The following is a 17,059-nucleotide window of genomic DNA, read 5'->3' as shown; positions in this document are numbered from 1 at the left end:
CCCGGTCGGATCGGGTGGCCGGGGAAAGAGCCAGTCCTCGTATGCGGCCAGGCCCAAGGCCAGGCCGAGGAGGACGACGGGCACAGTGAGCACGGCGGCGGGCATGGGGCGATCACCGTGCGGTGAGGGCGACTTTCAAGGCTCCCGTCCTGTCCGGGCGTTCGAAGACGTCGTATGCCTCCTGCATGTCGGTGAGGGCGTAGTGGTGGGTGACCAGTTCGGTGACGGGCAGCTGTCCGGCCGCGAGCATGCGCAGCAGGGTGGAGGTGGAGAAGGTGTCGACCAGCCCGGTGGTGAGCGTGAGGTTCTTGATCCACAGGTCTTCGAGGTGGAGGGTGGCCGGGCGGCCGTGGACGCCGACGTTGGCCACGCGACCGCCAGGGCGGACCAGTTGGGTGCACAGTTCAAAGGTTTCGGGTCGGCCGACGGCTTCGATGGCGGTGTCGGCGCCGAGCCCTTCAGTCAGTTCGCCAATGCGGGCGGGCACGTCATCGGTTCCTGGATCAAGGGTCAGGTGGGCGCCGTGGCGGGCGGCTGCGTCCCTGCGGGAGGCAGCCGGGTCGAGGGCGATGATGCGGCTGGGGCTGAACAGGCGGGCGGTGAGGATCGTGGCCAGCCCGATCGGGCCGGCGCCGACGACGACCACGGTGTCGCCGGGCGAGACGCGGCCGTTGAGGACGCCGACCTCGTAGGCGGTGGGCAGAATGTCGGCGAACAGGAGGGCGTCCTGGCTGGAGACGCTGTCCGGCAGCGGGTGCACAGAAGTGTCGGCGAACGGGACACGGACGAACTCGGCCTGCACACCGTCGATGCGGTGGCCCAGAATCCAGCCTCCACCGCCTCGGCACTGACCGTACTGAGCGCGCCGGCAGTAGGCGCAGTGCCCGCAGGCACTGATGCACGAGATCAACACCCTTTGTCCAGCGCGGAGTTGCCCGATCGCTGGACCGGTCTCGCGGACCGTGCCGACGGCTTCGTGGCCCAGGATGCGTCCCGGCTGGACGGCCGGTACATCGCCTTGGAGGATGTGCAGATCGGTGCCGCAGATCGTCACGGCGTCCACCTGCACGATCGCATCCCCAGGGTCTTGGATCTTGGGGTCCTCGACGTCCTGCCAGGACCGCTGCCCCGGGCCTTGATACACCAATGCCTTCATGACCTGTCTCCCCATCCAGGCGGCATGACGGCGGCACCCGGATCGGTGCCGGCCGCAGAACTCTCCCGACCGGGTTGCCATGGCCAGGACGGGGAAACTCGTCTATCTCGCGATTCGGATCCCGACGACGGTTTTGCGACGATCCGCCAGGGGCGGTGTGATCTCGTCGGTCATCCGATGGCGCTCCGGCAGCACGAGGCGGCCAGCCATGGGGGAGATGCGGTGAACGACCCGTCGAACACTCGCCGACAGGACGCTGACCTGCGGCTGCGCATGGACGCGCTGCTCAGCGAGCTGCAGGACCACGTCCAGCACATCCGCTCCCGACGGGATCAGACGCTGATCCTGCTGGACGCCGTGGTGGCCATCGGAAGCGACCTCGACCTGGACGAGCTGCTGCGCAGGATCGTGCAGGCGGCCGTCGACGTCGTCGACGCCCGCTACGGCGCGCTGGGCGTCCTGGGCGAGGAAGGCCGGATCCGGCAGTTCATCACGGTCGGCATGGACGAAGAGACGATCGCCCGGATCGGCCACTATCCACAGGGCCACGGCATCCTCGGTCTGCTGATCCGCGAACCGAGTTCACTACGCCTGGAGGACCTCGGCGCCCACCCGGAGGCCGTCGGCTTCCCCGCCGGACACCCGCCCATGCGCAGTTTCCTGGGATCGCCGGTTCAAGTCCGCGGCAAGGTCTTCGGCAATCTGTATCTGACGGACAAGCGTGACGACGCCGCATTCGACGCGGACGACGAGGCGGTGCTGCGGAGCCTGGCGGCGGCCGCGGGGGTCGCCATCGACAACGCCCGCCTGTACGAGGAGAGCAGGCTGCGCGAGCGGCAGCTGGCCGTCGGCGCGGATCTGACCCGCGCCCTGCTGTCCGGCGAGCCACCCGCCCGCATACTGCGCTCGCTGGCCGACACGGTGCGCACCATGACGGGCGCCTACCTGGTGACCTTGGCCCTGCCCGTGGATGAGGGGCAGCAACTGGTGGTGGAAACCGCGGCCGGGCCGGCAGCCGCACAGGTCCTGCGCCTGCCGTTGTCGTCCACCACGCTGGCGGCGAAGGCTTTCGCCACCGGGCAGACCATCAGCAGCGACGATCTGAGCAACGACCCACGCGCTGTGGGCGGCAGCACCGCCGTGGTCGACCTGGGCCCTGCCTTCTTCGTCCCGGTCGGCGGCCGAGAACAGGTGCGCGGCGTCCTGCAGGTGGCCAACACACCAGGCCGCGCCCCCTTCGACGAGACCATGGTGGAAATGGTGAAGACCTTCGCCGACCAGGTCGCCCTGGCCCTGCAGATCGCCGAACACCGCCGCGACAAGGAACAGATCGCCCTGCTCGGCGATCGCGACCGCATCGCCCGGGACCTGCACGACCTCGTGATCCAACGTCTGTTCGCCGACGGCCTGACCCTGCAGGCGACCCTCGGCCGCCTCACGGACCGCCCCGACGTCACGGAACGTCTCGGACGCGTCATCGACGACCTCGACGACACCATCAAAATCATGCGCTCCACCATCTACGGCCTGCAGCAACGCGAACGCCGGGACAGCCGTCGAGGACTGCGCGCCCACCTCGCGGCCGCGAGCGAGACGGCCACGGCCACGCTCGGATTCGCCCCCGCCTTGCGCATGACCGGTCTCCTGGATACCGATGTGCCGGCTCAGCACGCAGAACACCTGCTCGCCGTCCTGCACGAAGCCCTCTCCAACATCGCCCGGCACGCCCGCGCCACCGCCGTGGAGATCATCGCCGAAGCGACCGGACGAACCTTGCGTCTCACGGTCACCGACAACGGACGCGGTATCGATCCCACCGTCACCCGCCGCAGCGGACTGGCCAACATCCGCACCCGCGCCGAAGAACTCGGCGGACACCTCACCCTCACCGACCGTCGGCCGACGGGAACCTGTCTGGAATGGGCCGTCCCGCTGAGCGGCTCTGCAGACAGCCCCTAGCCATGGGCGCAGACGAGCGGCCTCCTCAGGGCGCCCGGCCCTCGTCACGGAGGGCCGGGCACCGCATGGAACGCGCAGGGTGGTCAGCCGCTCAGGGCGGCCGTGTCGTTGGAGTCGACGCCGGGCAGAACCTCGGGCTTCGGGGTCTTGTCGACCTGGCCCGGCGGGCAGATCTCCGGCTTCGGGCCCGGCGGGCAGATCTCGGGCTTCGGGCCCGGCGGGCAGATCTCCGGCTTCGGCTTCACCGAGGGCTTGCCGGGCTTCACCGTGTTCTTGTTGTTCTTGTTGGTCTTGTGCGCGGGCTTGGCCGGCTTGTCGGCCTTCTTCCACCACGAGGTGACGGTGCCGTTCGGGGTCAGCTTGATCTCGACGCCGTTGTGCACGGTCATCTCGGCCATGTCCACGGCGGAGATCGTGCCGAGGAACTTCTTGCCGAGGAACAGGTCGGCCTGGTGGCCCTTCTTCGCGAGCTTGTAGACCTTGGCTGTGATGCCGGCCTTGAGCTTCACGGTCTTCTTGTAGGTGCGCTTGACGTTCTTCGCGACCTGGTTGACCTCGTTGCCGTGCTTCGATGCGACCGACGCGGTCTGCTCGGCGGCGGGCTGGTCGGCGGCGAAGGCGCCCGCCGCGGAGGTGCCGATGGTGGCGGCGGCGGCAAGACCGATAACGGTGGCGCGCATGTACTTACGCATGGTGGTGCTCCTTGGATGGTTGAGGGTTTGATGCCGGTCGCACTCGCGGACCCCCGTTCCGTCCGCAACCCGACCATTCCAAGCTAAAACGCCACTATTGCGACGTTTTCAAGGTGAAGTAACAGCGCCCATCCGACATCCTCACGATCAGCCCACGGGGCGCGCACAGCCCGCCGACAGCCCTTGCGCGACAAGGCCGACCCGCGTCGCCGTCGACCGTTGGCTGCGGCGCCGCAGCGTCCCGCACGCGAGCCCCGAACGGGCTTGTCGTCACGGCACAACTTTCGCGACTTCCTCGACGATGGTGATGATGCCGACCAACACCCCCACCACCGCCCCGATGTACCCCGTCATCATCACCACGGCCTTGGGCAGCGTGAAGCGGCGGTGGAAGTGCACCGGCACGGTGATGGCGCAGCGGCGCCACCCGGAAGTGTCCGTGAACGAGATCGTTATGTTCTGCTCCCCGCCGCTGTCGGACGTCACCTGGAACTCGACCGGCCCGTGCAGGAGTTGCTCCACGGCAACCGTGGCCGAGGTCGGCGCGAAGGTGCATGCCAGGGATTCAGGGGCCACCGTGAGGAGGCTCTGTCGGGTCAGTCCGCCGCCCTCGATGAGACACGTGGTTACCGTTGCTTGCCTGAGAAGGAGGCCCTCCACGTCACTCGCGACGGTGTAGTGATGCCGCAGCTTCACTTGGATGACGGACGACGCCGTTCGCCGTCTCGGCGAGATGGTCGTTGCGAACGCTTCGTATAGGGAGATCAAGCCCAGCTGCTCGGCGGTCTCGGGAAGGATCGCCTGGCCGCCTGAGAACCAGGCCACAAGCACAAAGGCGGCCATGCTCCAGACCGTCCCGGCGCCGACTGCGAGCAGAGCGTCGAGCTTGTCGTTGAACGGGCCGCGGATTCCGAGCAGCACAGCAATCCAGACGCAGCCCCAGAGCCAGCACAGAACGAGAACCCACCAGCCCCAGGTGCTGAGTTGGGTCCTGCCGACACTGCTCTTCGTTCTGACTGGGCTTGTTATGTGGGCAACCACGAGGAGGAGCAATGCGGCCAGAATGCCGCCCAGTTGGATGGCCACCATGTCTTCGAGCATCCTCTGATGCGGCCCGGCGGCAAGAGCTCGGGCGACACGGCTGCCTTCACTTGCGAACGGAGGCGCGTGTCCGCAGCGCATCCGCCAGGGTCGGCGCCGGGTTGAACCGTACGGTCAGCCCCAGGATGTCCAGCATGCGCAGGGTGAGCGGATGGGGGCAGACCAGGAGCATGCCGCCACCACGCTCGGTGAGGCGCCGACGAGCACGGCACAGTAGTCCGATGCCGGAGCAGTCGAAGAACGTGACCGAGGCGAGGTCGATGACGATCTGTATCTCGGGTGGCCTGGTCGCTGCGTCCAGGTGGGGCCGGATCTTCATGGCGGCTTCGATGTCGATGTCGCCATGGAGCTCCACGACGGTGTAGCCGTGGGACTGGCGGGTGTGCAGATGCTCGTCGACGGGCCGAACGCCGTGGATCATGGCGGCATCCTTACTGCGGACGGGCTGTCTCCTGGAGGCCGGGTGCGGTTGTGGACGGGGGGCCACCGGGGTCCGGGGTGACTGCGAGGTGCGAGCGTAGAAGCAGGACCGGAGAGGGCGGAACCGAAGAAATGGTTCTCATGGGCTGTAATGCCCCCAATGGGGTGGAATCCAACCTATTGGCTTGACATGCCGTTGGGGGTAAATCGCTGTCAACGAAACCCTGTTGGGCCGCAGAGCGTGTATGGCCCATGTGGCCCCTCGGCGCGGCCCGCGGGGCGTTCTAGCGTTGCCCAAGGCGCCCCGGACCCCGGCGCACCGGTTCGGATGTGGGCCGCTGGGGGTGCCGAACTGGCCCCACCCCTGCGGCCTGCGTCTGGCTTGCACTTTGCCTTCGACGCAAGGGGAGGCGTCTATGGGGAGCGCGATCCAGGTGGGGGCTCTACCCCGCATTCTGAAAAGCAGCGATGACGAGCAAGTGGCCCCAGCGGGGCCACTCTTCTCACTGACGCTGGAAACCCGCCGCCTGCACGGCACCTACCAAGTCGTGGGTGATCTGGCCGGCGCGGCCCTCGGGGCCATGGGCGTCCCGGCCTGGCTGGTGAGGCGGATGACGGACGCGGCCCGGGTCGCCGCGCACCATGTCGTCGGGCACAGCACTGCCGCCAGCTACCAGCTCCAGGTCACGGCCGATTGCTCCAGCGTCACCGTCGCCGTCACCGACTACGACGATCAGATGATGGCCAGGCCACCGGCCTGGCTGCCCGTGGGCAGCGACAACACCCTCCTGCCCTCCGAGGTCCCACCGGGTGTTGACCCGCTCACGCACAATCCGAACGGCGCGGACGGGCTGCATCTGCACCGCACCCTGGACGGATATGTGCGCCTGGGCTGCCAGGCATCATGGCCCGGCCCTTCGCGCGCACACCCTGCCGGCTTCCTCGGTTGCCCCCCGTGAAATGGCGGCCCGGGAAGACGGTGCCTGGCTCGCTGTGAGGGGTGGGGATGCGGGGCAGGCACCCAGTGCCGTGCAGCGCCGTCCGCTGCACGGCACGTTCAGAAGTATCGACGGGGGCCACGCATCGTTGCGACGCGTACGCACCATCGGGTGGAGCGTGCGCCCCGCGTGACTGACGAGCCGCGGTCCTGCCAACCCTAGGGTCATGCAGGGCCGCAACCCCGGAAGCGGGGTACTGGGCCGGCTCGTCGCTCGGATCAGCCGCTGCCGCGTCGTCGAGGGTCACCGCGGGGATCCGGGCACCGGGTCCAGGCGCCCGCTTGATGGAGTCGACCATCGGACTGAGAACGTCGTACATGCGCTTCGACTCCTGCTCGTGGATGCCTCGCCGCCACGACGGCCCGTAGGCGTCCTTCTCAAGTTCCCTGAGATAGGTGACGAGTTCCGAGCCGGTCAGTTCGAACGTGTAGACCTTGCCCTTTTGGTGGGTCGCGGTGACGTCGTTGAGCGCCTTGTACGGCTTGGTCGCTTCCCAGATGTCCTTGGTGCAGGTGATCCGGAACACGGGAGGCAGGACCACCCCTGTACGTATGTGCGGTTCAGCGCCGCGTACGAGGGGCAGGCCGACGAAGCCGCCGCGCGCGGGTTGCGGGTGGAGGTGCTGCCCGGGGCGCATCTGCATCAGCTCGTCGACCCGCTGGGGACGGCCCGGACGCTGCTCGCCTGCACGGCCTGCGGAAACTCTGGTGAAGGGCGTCGCTCCGATGGCGTATAGTTGGTTTCACCGACGCGGGGTGGAGCAGCTCGGTAGCTCGCTGGGCTCATAACCCAGAGGTCGCAGGTTCAAATCCTGTCCCCGCTACTTGCAGGCGAAGGCCCGGTACGTGAAAGCGTGCCGGGCCTTCGTCGTTCCCGGAGCCGGGCCTTCGTCGTCTGCGCTCACCGGCTCCGGCCGGCGCCCCGTTTGGCCCACACGGACTCGCATCCCCCTCCTCGTACGGGAAATCTGGTGGGGTGCGCGGCAGTGGCCCGCGGCCGGGTGCGGACGGTGGCAGGAGACAGGCCGGTGGGGAAGCGAGGACGGCGGCACACGGCTGAGGGCGATGTCCCTCGTGAGGCCCGTCCCGGTATCGCCCGCGCCTTCGTACGGACCCTGCCGCCGCTGCTGATCATCGGCGGGGTGCTACTCGATCTCGCGACACCGCCGAAGTTCACCGGGGCGCCTCTCTTCTCCGCGGCCCCGCTGATCGCCGCACCGTTCTTCTCGCTCGCCAACACCGTCCTGACCGCGGTGGTCGCCATCGGCTCGCTCATCGGGTTGCACGTCTACAACGGGAACGCGCTCGAAGTCGAGTCCGTCACCGAGATCGTGACCGTGGTGACGGTCGCGGTGCTCGCCGTCCTGATCAACCGGGTGATCACGCGCAGCGGCAAGGAGCTGGCCTCCGCGCGCTATATCGCCGAGGCCGCCCAGCGCGCCGTACTGCCGGAACCGGCCGCCCGGATCGGAGGACTCGATGTCGCGGCGCGGTACGAGGCGGCGCAGGCGGACGCGTTCATCGGGGGTGATCTGTACGCCGTGCAGGACACTCCGCACGGGGTGCGGCTCGTCGTCGGGGACGTGCGGGGCAAGGGGCTCGGGGCGGTGGAGGCCGTGGCCGTGGTCATCGGGGCCTTCCGGGAGGCCTCCGAGCAGGAGGCGACCCTGGAGGCGGTGGCGCTCCGCCTGGAGCGGGCGCTCGCACGGGAGGGCACCCGGCGGGACGGGCTCGATGCGGTGGAGGGGTTCACGACCGCGGTGCTCGCCGAGATCTCGCACGAGCACGATGCCGTACGGCTCATCAACCGCGGGCATCCGCCGCCCCTGCTGCTGCACCCGGACGGAAAGCTGCGGGCGCTCGAACCGGCGCAGCCCGCGCTGCCCCTCGGGATGACCGACCTGGCGTCCTGGCCGGACCGTTCGGTGACGGCGGAGCTGCCGGCCGGGGCGATGCTGCTGTTCTACACGGACGGGCTGAGCGAGGCGCGCAACGCCGAGGGGGTCTTCTACGATCCCGCGGCCCGGATGGTCGGGCGGATGTTCCCGGGACCCGACTCGCTGCTCTCCGCACTGGTGGAGGAAGTACGCGAACACACCGGCGGCGGCGCGACCGACGACATGGCGCTGCTCGCGATCGCGCGGCCGGCCGCGGGCGGCGCGATGTCACCGAAGGTGACCGAGGAGCACCCCTCCGCATAACAATTGATGCACCGTCAGAAAGTTGGCCGAGATTTCGTGCATCAACTTCCTTGCCGACTCGTCCGATTCCGCCCCTTCGTGTCCCGGTAAGTCCAGGCCAAAGCAGCTAACGATCTGTCGGAACGGCTTGGAATCCAGGGCCCGTGTCTATTAACGTTCGATAACGCAGCGCGGTCGTCCCAGCCGTCACAAGAGATGGCTCCGTGCGCACACGCTTAATCCCGCAAGGGAGCCGGGGAACCAAGTTTTTGGGGTGAATCGGGCAAGCGGCACCTTTCCCAGAGGTGCTCGCGAGGCAGCAACGCCCGTAGGAAACCTTCCTGTTCCGAACCCGTCAGCTAACCCGGTAGGCGAGAAGGAAGGAAAGGAGTCCGCCTCCGTGGCGACCCCCGCAGGCCGAGGCACCACCGCTGATCCCTATTTCGCGGACAGCACCCAGGAGTTCAGGTACGACGACGAGTCCTGGGAGGAGTGGAACCCCACCGAGGATTCCATTCGACCGGTACGCGGCCGGCACCGCGTCGCCAAGCAGCGCGGCGGACTTGCGCGCAGCTCCACCGTTCTCGGCGTAGGCGTCATAGCCGCTGTCGGCGCGGGTGGCATAGCCACCGCGAAGGACAAGCCGCCGGTACCGATCTCCATGCCGGACCTCGGCGAGCAGGCCAAGAAGCTGCCCGTCGTCGGCTCCCTGATGTCCGACGACTCCGACGCCGGCGCCCAGGAGCAGTCCGGTGTCGCCCAGGCCACCGCGGCCACGCTGCCCGTGGCCGCCACCAGCTCCACCGGCGAGTCCACCGCCGACGCGGGCGAGGCCCTGCGGGCCCGCATCCTGGAGCAGGCGCAGACCCAGGAGGACGAGGCGGACGCCGCCGCTCAGGCCGCCGCCGAAGAGGCCGCCGCCGAGCAGGCCGCGAAGGCCGCCGCCGAGAAGCAGGAAGCCGCCGAGAAGGCCGAGGCGGAAGCCAAGCGCAAGGCGGAGGAAGAGGCCAAGCGCAAGGCCGAGGCGGAGCGCCTCGCCAAGCTGGCCGCGAGCTACTCGCTCCCCACCACCTCGTACACGATCACCTCGACCTTCGGTCAGGCCGGCTCCATGTGGGCCTCCGGCTCGCACACCGGTCTGGACTTCGCCGCCCCGAGCGGCACCCCGATCAAGGCCGTGCACACCGGCACCGTCAAGGAGGCCGGCTGGTCCGGCTCGTACGGTTACCGCACCGTGGTCGAGCTCTCGGACGGTACGGAGATCGCGTACAACCACCAGTCGTCGATCGGCGTCAGCGTCGGCCAGAAGGTCACGACCGGCGATGTCATCGGCCGCGTGGGCTCCACCGGCAACTCCACCGGACCGCACCTGCACCTCGAGGTCGAGTCGGCGGGCGGCAGCCTGATCGACCCAATGGCCTGGCTGCAGAGCAAGGGTCTCAATCCCTGATCCAGGGCCTCAATCCCTGATCTCCGTACGGAACTTGTAGTCCTGCACTTGTAGTTCTGCACCCGTAGTCCTGCTCGTCCCTGGCGGCCTCTGCCGCCAGGGGGCGAGCGTGTGCGCGCACCCCTGAACCCCGGCAGTCCTGACGGCAACCCCCCGACGTCAGGGCTGCCGGTTTTGGGTTGGTATGGGCGCCTCTGGAGTGGCCTGGAATAGCCGCTTCCCGAACGGGTGTTGCAACGTTCATGACCTCCTTGCGCCCCCTCGGCTCCTCCGACCTCGAAGTCCATCCGCTCTGTCTCGGCGGCAACGTCTTCGGCTGGACCGCCGACGAGACCCGGACCTTCGCCGTACTCGACGCATACACCGCGGGCGGCGGCAACTTCATCGACACCGCCGACTCCTACTCGGCCTGGGCCCCCGGCAACAAGGGCGGCGAGTCCGAGACCCTGATCGGCAAGTGGCTGGCCGCGCGCGGCAATCGCTCCGATGTCGTCATCGCCACGAAGGTCGGCGCCCACCCCGAGTTCAAGGGGCTCTCGGCGGCCACCATCAAGTCCGCCGCCGAGGAGTCGCTGCGCCGGCTCGGCACCGACTACATCGACCTGTACTACACGCACTTCGACGACCCCTCCGTATCGGTCGAGGAGATCGTCACCGCGCTCGACGCGCTGGTGCGCGAGGGCAAGGTGCGGGCGGTGGCCGCCTCCAACCTGACGACCGAACGGCTCGCGGAATCACTGGAGTTCGCCGAGCGCGAGGGTCTCGCCCGGTATGTGGCGCTTCAGCCGCACTACAACCTTGTTTCACGTGAAACGTACGAGGGTTCGAAGCAGGAGCTCGCCTCCCGCTGGGGCCTGGCCGCCGTGCCGTACTACGCGCTGGCCTCCGGCTTCCTCACCGGCAAGTACCGCCCGGGCACCGAGGTCGACAGCCCGCGCGCGGGCGGAGCCGCCAAGCACCTGGAGACCGAGCGCGGGCGGCGGGTGCTCGACGCGCTCGACACGGTGGCCGCGGCGCACGAGGCCTCGCCCGCGACGGTGGCGCTCGCCTGGCTCGCGGCCCAGCCGACGGTGGTCGCGCCGATCGCCTCGGCACGCAGCGTGGAACAGCTGCCGGCGCTGCTCGCGGTGGCGGAGCTGACCCTCACCGACAAGGAGCTGGGGCTCCTGACGACGGCTGCTGCCTAGTCGCCGACGGTCTGTCGCGCGCCTGCCGTTGCGCGCCCGCTCTGTTACGCGCCGCCCGTGGAGTTCGCGGGTGGCGCGTAGGGGTTGTAGGCCGCGCCCGGGTGCTGCTGGGGCGGGATGCTCGCCGGGTGGGCCTGGTGCAGGGCGCTCGCGGGGTAGGCCTGGTGCGGAGCGCTCGCCGGGTGGGTCCCGGCCGGCGGCTGCGGGTAGCCGTATCCCGGCTGGTTCGGGATGTACGGGATGTAGGCGCCGGGCGGTCCCGCCATCGGACCGTACGGGTTCGCATACGGCACGTACGGCTGCGGGAACGCCGGTGCCGTAAGCCGTGCCGCATGGTCGAGGGCCGGGCGCGCCGGTCCGCGGCGCTCCCACAGCGACTGCAGCAACTCTCTTTCCCGTACGACGAAATCGGCGCCCGCACGGCCGCTGCGGCCACGGGCCCGCAGGAACGCCAGGGCCGTGGCGAGCGAGATGTACTCGCGGACGGCGCGGGCCGCGTCCTTGCCGGCTTCCTTGCCATACGTCTGGGTCGCGTACTGCCGCGCCTTGCGGCGGGCGCGCAGCGAGCCGAGGGCGTACGGCTCGGGGGCGGTGAGCCAGCCGGCGGTGACGTAGGCGGGGAGTTCCTCGCGGACCGTGCGCAGTTCGCGCTGGCGGCTGTAGATCGTGAGCCAGGTCAGGAGTCCGAAGGACGGGACCATGAAGCCGAGGTAGACGAGGAAGAAGCCGAGTCCGCCGAAGTAGGAGACCGAGCCGTTCCAGGCGGCGTGCATGCCCATCGCGAGGATCAGGCCGCCGAGCGGAAGCAGGATGCGGCGGACGCGGTGGCGGTCGGCGGCGAGGGCCGCGAAGCCGAAGCCGATGCCGGTGAGGACCGTGAACAGCGGGTGGGCGAACGGCGACATCACGATGCGGACGAAGAAGGTCGCCGCCGTGACCGAGTCGAAGCCGATGCCGTCGACGCCGGTGGCCTCGTCGGTGCCGTAGGCGTTGCCGAGGTAGAGGATGTTCTCGGTGAACGCGAAGCCGGTGGCCGTGACCCCGGCGATCACCACTCCGTCGACGAGACCCTTGAAGTCCCGTCTGCGGAACAGGAAGACGAGCAGGATGGCCGCCGCCTTGACCGTCTCCTCGACGACCGGGGCGACGACGGTGGCGCCGAGCGTGTCGGCGCTGGAGGGGTCGGCGGTTCTGGTGGCTATCCAGCGGGTCGCGAAGGAGTTCGCGATGATCGCTATCAGGGCCGATGCGCAGGCGCCCCACGCGAAGGAGAAGACCAGGTTCCGCCAGGGGGCCGGTTCGACCCGGTCCAGCCAGCGGAACGCGGCTATCAGGAGCGGTACGGGAAATATCGCGAGGCCCAGGCCCACGAGGAAGCCCTCGGTGCCGGTCTCCTTGCGGACCAGGGCGAGGATCACCAGGCCGGACAGGGCGAGCAGGGTGATCAGGGCGCCCGCCTTCACGGCACGGCGCTGCCACCAGTGCGTGGGCCTGCCGAGGCCGGCGACCGTAGGGGCCGGGGCGTGCGGAGGCTGGGGCGGTGCGTTCACCCTTCGACCCTAACGAGTCGCCGGGCGCGGCGAACAGAGTCCCCGGAACCCCGTGACCTCTGTGTACGCCTGCAGGTACGCCTCCAGGTCGCCTCTATGTACGCAGGAAGATCATGTCGTGGACGACGTGGTCCTTGTCGAGACCCTTGCCCTCGAAGCGGGTCAGCGGGCGGAAGGCGGGGCGCGGGGTGTAGCCACCGTCTGCTTGCGAGTTGGTGAAGTCGGGGTGGGCCTCGAGCACCTCGAGCATCTGCTCGGCGTACTCCTCCCAGTCCGTGGCGCAGTGGAGGAAGCCGCCGGGCTTCAGGCGGCTCGCCGCGAGCGTCAGGAACTCCGGCTGGATGATGCGCCGCTTGTGGTGGCGCTTCTTGGGCCAGGGGTCGGGGAAGTAGACGCGGACGCCGTCCAGGGCGTCGGGGCGGAGCATCTCGGTGAGCAGGATGATGGCGTCGCCGTTGGCCACGCGGACGTTGTCCAGACCGTTGCTCTCGGCGAGGCCGAGGAGGTTGCCCTGGCCGGGGGTGTGGACGTCCACGGCGAGGATGCCGGTCTCCGGGTCGTCGGCGGCCATCTGCGCGGTGGCCTCGCCCATGCCGAAGCCGATCTCCAGGACGACTTCGCTCTGTCCGGGGAAGAGCTGGTCGAGGTCGAGCCGCTGCTTGCCGTCGATCTCGATGCCCCACTTCGGCCACAGCCTGCGCAGGGCGTCGCCCTGGCTGGTGGTGACGCGGCTGCGGCGCGGCTGGAAGCTGCGGATCCGCCGGTCGAAGTGCGACCCGGCCGGGTCGGGGCTGGGCCCCTCGCCCTCGGCGAACCGTCGCATCTTCTCCGCGCGGGCGGCGGAGGCGGCGGCGCGGGTGGCGTCGTCGTACGGGTCGGGGCGGGTGCCCTGGTTCTGGGCGGCGGGGGTTTCGGGATGCTCGGACACAGTGGTCCGATTCTACGGAGGGTCGGGGGTGGGTGCGTTCCGGTGGCCCGCGCCGTGGGTGGGGGTCCGCCTGCGGCGGGCTTTTCTCCCCGCCCCGCCCCTTCCCGAAGCCGGGGCTTCGCCCCGGACCCCATCTGCGGAGCTCACAGGGTGGGTGGGACCGCGGGGGCTTCGCCCCCTGCACCCCCGGACCCCGGCATCCGAGCTTCGCTCGGATCTCCTCAAGCGCCGGAGGGGCTGAGGTGGGCCAGCACCCGCCCCGCCACCTCCCGCCCAATCGGCAGCGAAGCCGTCGCCGCCGGGGACGGGGCGTTCAGGACGTGGACGGTGCGGGCGGCCTCGACGAAGAGGAAGTCGTCCGCGAGGGTGCCGTCGCGCAGGACCGCCTGGGCGCGGACGCCCGACGGGGCCGGGATCAGGTCGGACTCCGTGACCGCGGGCAGCAGGCGGCGGACCGCACGCGTGAAGGCGGGGCGGGAGAGCGAGCGGTGGAGCTCGCCCGCTCCGTAGCGCCAGTGGGCGCGGGCGATGCGCCACGAGCCCGGCCAGGTGAGCGTCGAGGCCAGCTCCCGGGGGCGTACCACCGACCAGTCGTATCCCTCGCGGGCGAGCGCGGGGACGGCGTTGGGCCCCACGTGGACCCCGCCGTCGATCCCGCGCGTGAGGTGCACACCGAGGAACGGGAACGCCGGGTCGGGTACGGGATACACCAGGCCGCGCACCAGCTCGGGCCGGGCCAGCTCGAAGTACTCGCCGCGGAAGGGCACGATGCGCATCCCGGGGTCGTCGCCCGCCAGGCGCGCGATCCGGTCGCAGTGCAGCCCCGCGCAGTTCACCAGGGTCCGGCCGCGCACGACCGCCCCGGACGCCGTCCGCACCGCGACCCCGCGGTCCGCGCGCCGGTCGATGTACGTGACCTCCGCGTCGTAACGGATCTCCGCCCCCGCGTCCTGGGCCGACACGGCCAGCTGCTCCGCCACCGCGCCGAAGTCGCAGATCCCCGTCGTGGCCACATGGATCCCCGCGAGCCCCCGTACCTCGGGCTCGAACTCGGTGATCTGGCTGGGGCCGAGCTCCCTGACCGGAATCCCGTTCTCCCGGCCGCGCTGCACCAGGGCGTGCAGCCGGGGCAGCTCGGAGCGCTCGGTCGCGACGATCAGCTTGCCGCCGACGGCATGCGGAATCCCGTGCTCGGCACAGAACTTGACCATCTCGGCCGCACCCTCGACGGCGAAGCGCGCCTTGAGCGAACCGGGCCGGTAGTAGATCCCGCTGTGGATCACCCCGCTGTTGCGCCCCGTCTGGTGCCGGGCAGGGCCCGGCTCCTTCTCCAGGACGGTGACCCGGATCCCCGGCCGGGCGCGCGTCAGCGCATACGCCGTCGACAGACCGACGATGCCGCCGCCGATGACGAGCACATCGCAGTCGTACGACACGTTCGTACCGTCTGCCGGGCCGCGCAGAGCCACGCGCCTCACCTCCCGAGTCCCACCCCGATAGTGCACTGCGCCACTGACAACGCTCTCAAACACCCCGGGGCGAAAGGCCCGCTCACGCCGGCGCGACAAGCAGCGGCCTCGCCCGCTCCCGCAACTCGATGACCTGCGGCTCGTCCCCGTGCGCCTCCAGGCGGTGCAGCAGATCCCGTACGTACTCGGTGGTCCGCGCCGACGAGATGCGCCCCGCGACTTCCACGGCCCGCAGCCCCTGAGCACAGCAGGCGTCGAGGTTCCCCGACTCCAGCTCGGCCACCGCGCTCACCACGAGCCGCAGGCCGTGCGAGCGGACGAACTCCTCCGTCGGGCTGGACAGGGCCTGCTCGGTGAACCGCCGTACCTGGCGCGGGGCCTTGAGGTCGCGGTAGCACTCGGCGGCATCGGCCGCGAACCGGTCGTAGGAGTAGAAGCCGAGCCAGGACGGGTCGTTGTCACCGTCACGGGAGCGTTCCAGCCAGCCTTCGGCGGACTTCAGCGCGCCGCCCGCCGCGTGCGCGTCGCCGGCCCTGGCCTGGGCGCGGGCCTCGACGAGATGGAAGAAACTCATGGTGCGCGCGGTGGCCAGGCCCCGGTTGCGCTCCAGGGCGGCCTGCGCGAGGTCGACGCCCTCGTCGCCGAAGCCGCGGTAGGTGGCCTGGAGGGACATGGAGGCCAGGACGTACCCGCCGAGCGGGACGTCGGCCGCGGCGCGCGCGAGGCGCAGCGCCTGGATGTAGTAGCGCTGTGCGGCCTCCTGCTGGCCGGTGTCGAAGGCCATCCAGCCCGCCAGGCGCGTGAGTTCGGCCGTCGCACCGAAGAGGGCGCGCCCCACTTCGTCCGAGTACGTCCCCAGTAACAGGGGTGCCGCCTCGACCCGTAAGCACTCGGGCACCATCGACGAACGCCAGTCCCCGCCCCCGTACTTGGAGTCCCAGCGGCGCGCGTCATGGGCCGCCTCGCGCAGCTTCTGTACGTCGCTGTGGCCGACGCGCAGCGGTTTCTCGCCGGCCGGTGCGGACTCGGTGATCTGCCGGGCCTGCTCGGCCGTACGCTCCACCGAGCTGTCGGCGGGCGTAATCAGCCACCGCGACGCGGGCGTCGCATAGGCGCTCACGGCGAAGGAGCCGGCAAGCGACTGCCAGATTCCGCCACTTGTGCCCCTGCGGCCCGCGAGGTCGAGCCGGTACAGCTCGGTGGCCGACTTCACCGCGGCGCCGATGTCGCGCGGGAAGGAGAGGCCCACCTCGGGCGCCGGGTCGGCGTCGGCGAGGCCTATCTCGTGCAGCGGCACGGGCCTGCCGAGTTTCTGGCCGATGGCCGCGGCGATCAGGTGCGGGGCCGCACCCTGCGGAACCATGCCCTTGGAGACCCAACGGGCCACCGAGGTCTTGTCGTAGCGAAGGGTCAGGCCCCGTTGTGACCCGAGGTCGTTGACCCGGCGGGCGAGGCCCGCATTGCTGATTCCCGCGAGGGCGAGAACGGTGCCGAGTTTCTCGTTCGGCCCGCGTTGCTCCCTGGACATGCGCCACCCCTCGACACACAGACGGCTGCCGCGCCGGCCCGACCCTTGCTGGCATAACCGCGCGGCATTCGTAAACCCAGCGTAGTTCCCCGCATTCCAAGCGTTAAGGGGCGGGATTCCGGATGGCGAGAAAGTTGTCTGTACAGGAGTGCGGTCTTTCTGCGGTGTGCTCCCGGCGTGTGGCCGTGCGCCCGTCCGTGCGCTCTTCACCGACGGATACGGGAGCGCTTCCATGAGGCTGCGTGGGTCGGCCCACTGTGCGCTGGCAACCGGTGGGCTGGGGGACGCCGCCGCCTACATCCCCGCGGGTGGCGGACCGGTCCGGGAGGCCAAGCGTGCCTCCCGGATCGCGCGTTGCCCCCGATAAGCGCCCTTGCGCGCGAAATGGCTGAATCCAGCCAGCAGTTGATGCCTCACCAGGGCCTGCCCCTGAACCTCCGTC

The 17,059-nt window shown here is 69.9% G+C and carries 13 protein-coding genes, 1 tRNA gene and 1 riboswitch; of the genes, 6 read left to right on the top strand and 8 right to left on the bottom strand.

Annotation, left to right across the window (positions count from 1 at the left end; genetic code table 11):
* Window positions 1-112: 112 nt before the first annotated feature.
* Window positions 113-1,156, bottom strand: coding sequence for an alcohol dehydrogenase catalytic domain-containing protein (locus H9Y04_RS41785; protein ID WP_187819502.1), 1,044 nt, complete (start codon window positions 1,154-1,156; stop codon window positions 113-115).
* Between the two features lie 273 nt (window positions 1,157-1,429).
* Here H9Y04_RS41785 and H9Y04_RS41780 point away from each other — a divergent pair, with 273 nt between their 5' ends.
* Window positions 1,430-3,115 (top strand): sensor histidine kinase, encoded by a 1,686-nt coding sequence (locus H9Y04_RS41780; protein WP_236072106.1) that lies wholly within the window; start codon window positions 1,430-1,432, stop codon window positions 3,113-3,115.
* Between the two features lie 83 nt (window positions 3,116-3,198).
* Here H9Y04_RS41780 and H9Y04_RS41775 read toward each other — a convergent pair whose 3' ends face one another.
* The 3 genes from H9Y04_RS41775 to H9Y04_RS41765 form a co-directional block, all read right to left on the bottom strand.
* Window positions 3,199-3,807, bottom strand: coding sequence for a hypothetical protein (locus H9Y04_RS41775; RefSeq protein WP_187819500.1), 609 nt, complete (start codon window positions 3,805-3,807; stop codon window positions 3,199-3,201).
* A gap of 270 nt (window positions 3,808-4,077) precedes the next feature.
* Window positions 4,078-4,908, bottom strand: a complete 831-nt coding sequence (locus tag H9Y04_RS41770; RefSeq protein ID WP_187819499.1) for a hypothetical protein — start codon at window positions 4,906-4,908, stop codon at window positions 4,078-4,080.
* Window positions 4,909-4,954: 46 nt separating this feature from the next.
* Window positions 4,955-5,329 (bottom strand): STAS domain-containing protein, encoded by a 375-nt coding sequence (locus H9Y04_RS41765; protein ID WP_187819498.1) that lies wholly within the window; start codon window positions 5,327-5,329, stop codon window positions 4,955-4,957.
* Between the two features lie 547 nt (window positions 5,330-5,876).
* Between H9Y04_RS41765 and H9Y04_RS41760 the strand changes: the two genes are divergently transcribed.
* The 5 genes from H9Y04_RS41760 (at window position 5,877) to H9Y04_RS41740 (ending at window position 11,142) form a co-directional block, all read left to right on the top strand.
* The gene (locus tag H9Y04_RS41760) at window positions 5,877-6,287 is read left to right on the top strand and encodes a hypothetical protein (RefSeq protein ID WP_187819497.1); all 411 of its coding nucleotides are present in this window, start codon (window positions 5,877-5,879) and stop codon (window positions 6,285-6,287) included.
* A gap of 788 nt (window positions 6,288-7,075) precedes the next feature.
* Window positions 7,076-7,149, top strand: a tRNA-Met gene (locus tag H9Y04_RS41755).
* Between the two features lie 204 nt (window positions 7,150-7,353).
* A complete protein-coding gene (locus tag H9Y04_RS41750) occupies window positions 7,354-8,526 on the top strand; it encodes a PP2C family protein-serine/threonine phosphatase (protein ID WP_187819496.1) in 1,173 nt (390 codons plus the stop codon).
* Window positions 8,527-8,728: 202 nt separating this feature from the next.
* A riboswitch (cyclic di-AMP (ydaO/yuaA leader) is annotated at window positions 8,729-8,894 on the top strand.
* 11 nt (window positions 8,895-8,905) lie between these two features.
* Entirely contained in the window at window positions 8,906-9,955 is a 1,050-nt protein-coding gene (locus H9Y04_RS41745) for a M23 family metallopeptidase (RefSeq protein ID WP_187819495.1), read from the top strand.
* A gap of 242 nt (window positions 9,956-10,197) precedes the next feature.
* A complete protein-coding gene (locus tag H9Y04_RS41740) occupies window positions 10,198-11,142 on the top strand; it encodes an aldo/keto reductase (RefSeq protein WP_187819494.1) in 945 nt (314 codons plus the stop codon).
* Between the two features lie 44 nt (window positions 11,143-11,186).
* On the opposite strand, the gene H9Y04_RS41735 is transcribed toward H9Y04_RS41740, so the two are convergent.
* The 4 genes from H9Y04_RS41735 to H9Y04_RS41720 form a co-directional block, all read right to left on the bottom strand.
* Complete coding sequence (locus H9Y04_RS41735) at window positions 11,187-12,692, bottom strand: PrsW family intramembrane metalloprotease (RefSeq protein WP_438818219.1); 1,506 nt, start codon at window positions 12,690-12,692, stop codon at window positions 11,187-11,189.
* Window positions 12,693-12,786: 94 nt separating this feature from the next.
* Window positions 12,787-13,515: a tRNA (guanosine(46)-N7)-methyltransferase TrmB gene (gene trmB / locus H9Y04_RS41730; RefSeq protein WP_187819527.1), complete on the bottom strand. Its 729-nt coding sequence runs from the start codon at window positions 13,513-13,515 to the stop codon at window positions 12,787-12,789.
* 326 nt (window positions 13,516-13,841) lie between these two features.
* The gene (gene lhgD, locus H9Y04_RS41725; protein WP_308801952.1) at window positions 13,842-15,098 is read right to left on the bottom strand and encodes an L-2-hydroxyglutarate dehydrogenase; all 1,257 of its coding nucleotides are present in this window, start codon (window positions 15,096-15,098) and stop codon (window positions 13,842-13,844) included.
* A 73-nt stretch (window positions 15,099-15,171) separates the two neighbouring features.
* Window positions 15,172-16,617, bottom strand: coding sequence for an NsdA family TPR-like regulatory protein (locus tag H9Y04_RS41720; RefSeq protein ID WP_187819492.1), 1,446 nt, complete (start codon window positions 16,615-16,617; stop codon window positions 15,172-15,174).
* Window positions 16,618-17,059 lie beyond the last annotated feature (442 nt).

The organism is Streptomyces polyasparticus (genome assembly GCF_014493765.1).
GTDB lineage: Bacteria > Actinomycetota > Actinomycetes > Streptomycetales > Streptomycetaceae > Streptomyces > Streptomyces polyasparticus.
The sequence above is the reverse complement of the archived record's forward strand: the minus strand, read 5'-3'. Positions and strand labels throughout refer to the sequence as shown.

Excerpts from the sequence above, each read along its gene's own strand:
- H9Y04_RS41720 (WP_187819492.1), bottom strand. The coding sequence starts at position 16,617 with ATGTCCAGGGAGCAACGCGGGCCGAACGAGAAACTCGGCACCGTTCTC.
- H9Y04_RS41770 (WP_187819499.1), bottom strand. The coding sequence starts at position 4,908 with ATGCTCGAAGACATGGTGGCCATCCAACTGGGCGGCATTCTGGCCGCA.
- trmB (WP_187819527.1), bottom strand. The coding sequence starts at position 13,515 with ATGCGACGGTTCGCCGAGGGCGAGGGGCCCAGCCCCGACCCGGCCGGG.
- H9Y04_RS41780 (WP_236072106.1), top strand. The coding sequence starts at position 1,430 with ATGGACGCGCTGCTCAGCGAGCTGCAGGACCACGTCCAGCACATCCGC.
- H9Y04_RS41775 (WP_187819500.1), bottom strand. The coding sequence starts at position 3,807 with ATGCGTAAGTACATGCGCGCCACCGTTATCGGTCTTGCCGCCGCCGCC.
- H9Y04_RS41765 (WP_187819498.1), bottom strand. The coding sequence starts at position 5,329 with ATGATCCACGGCGTTCGGCCCGTCGACGAGCATCTGCACACCCGCCAG.
- H9Y04_RS41785 (WP_187819502.1), bottom strand. The coding sequence starts at position 1,156 with ATGAAGGCATTGGTGTATCAAGGCCCGGGGCAGCGGTCCTGGCAGGAC.
- H9Y04_RS41740 (WP_187819494.1), top strand. The coding sequence starts at position 10,198 with ATGACCTCCTTGCGCCCCCTCGGCTCCTCCGACCTCGAAGTCCATCCG.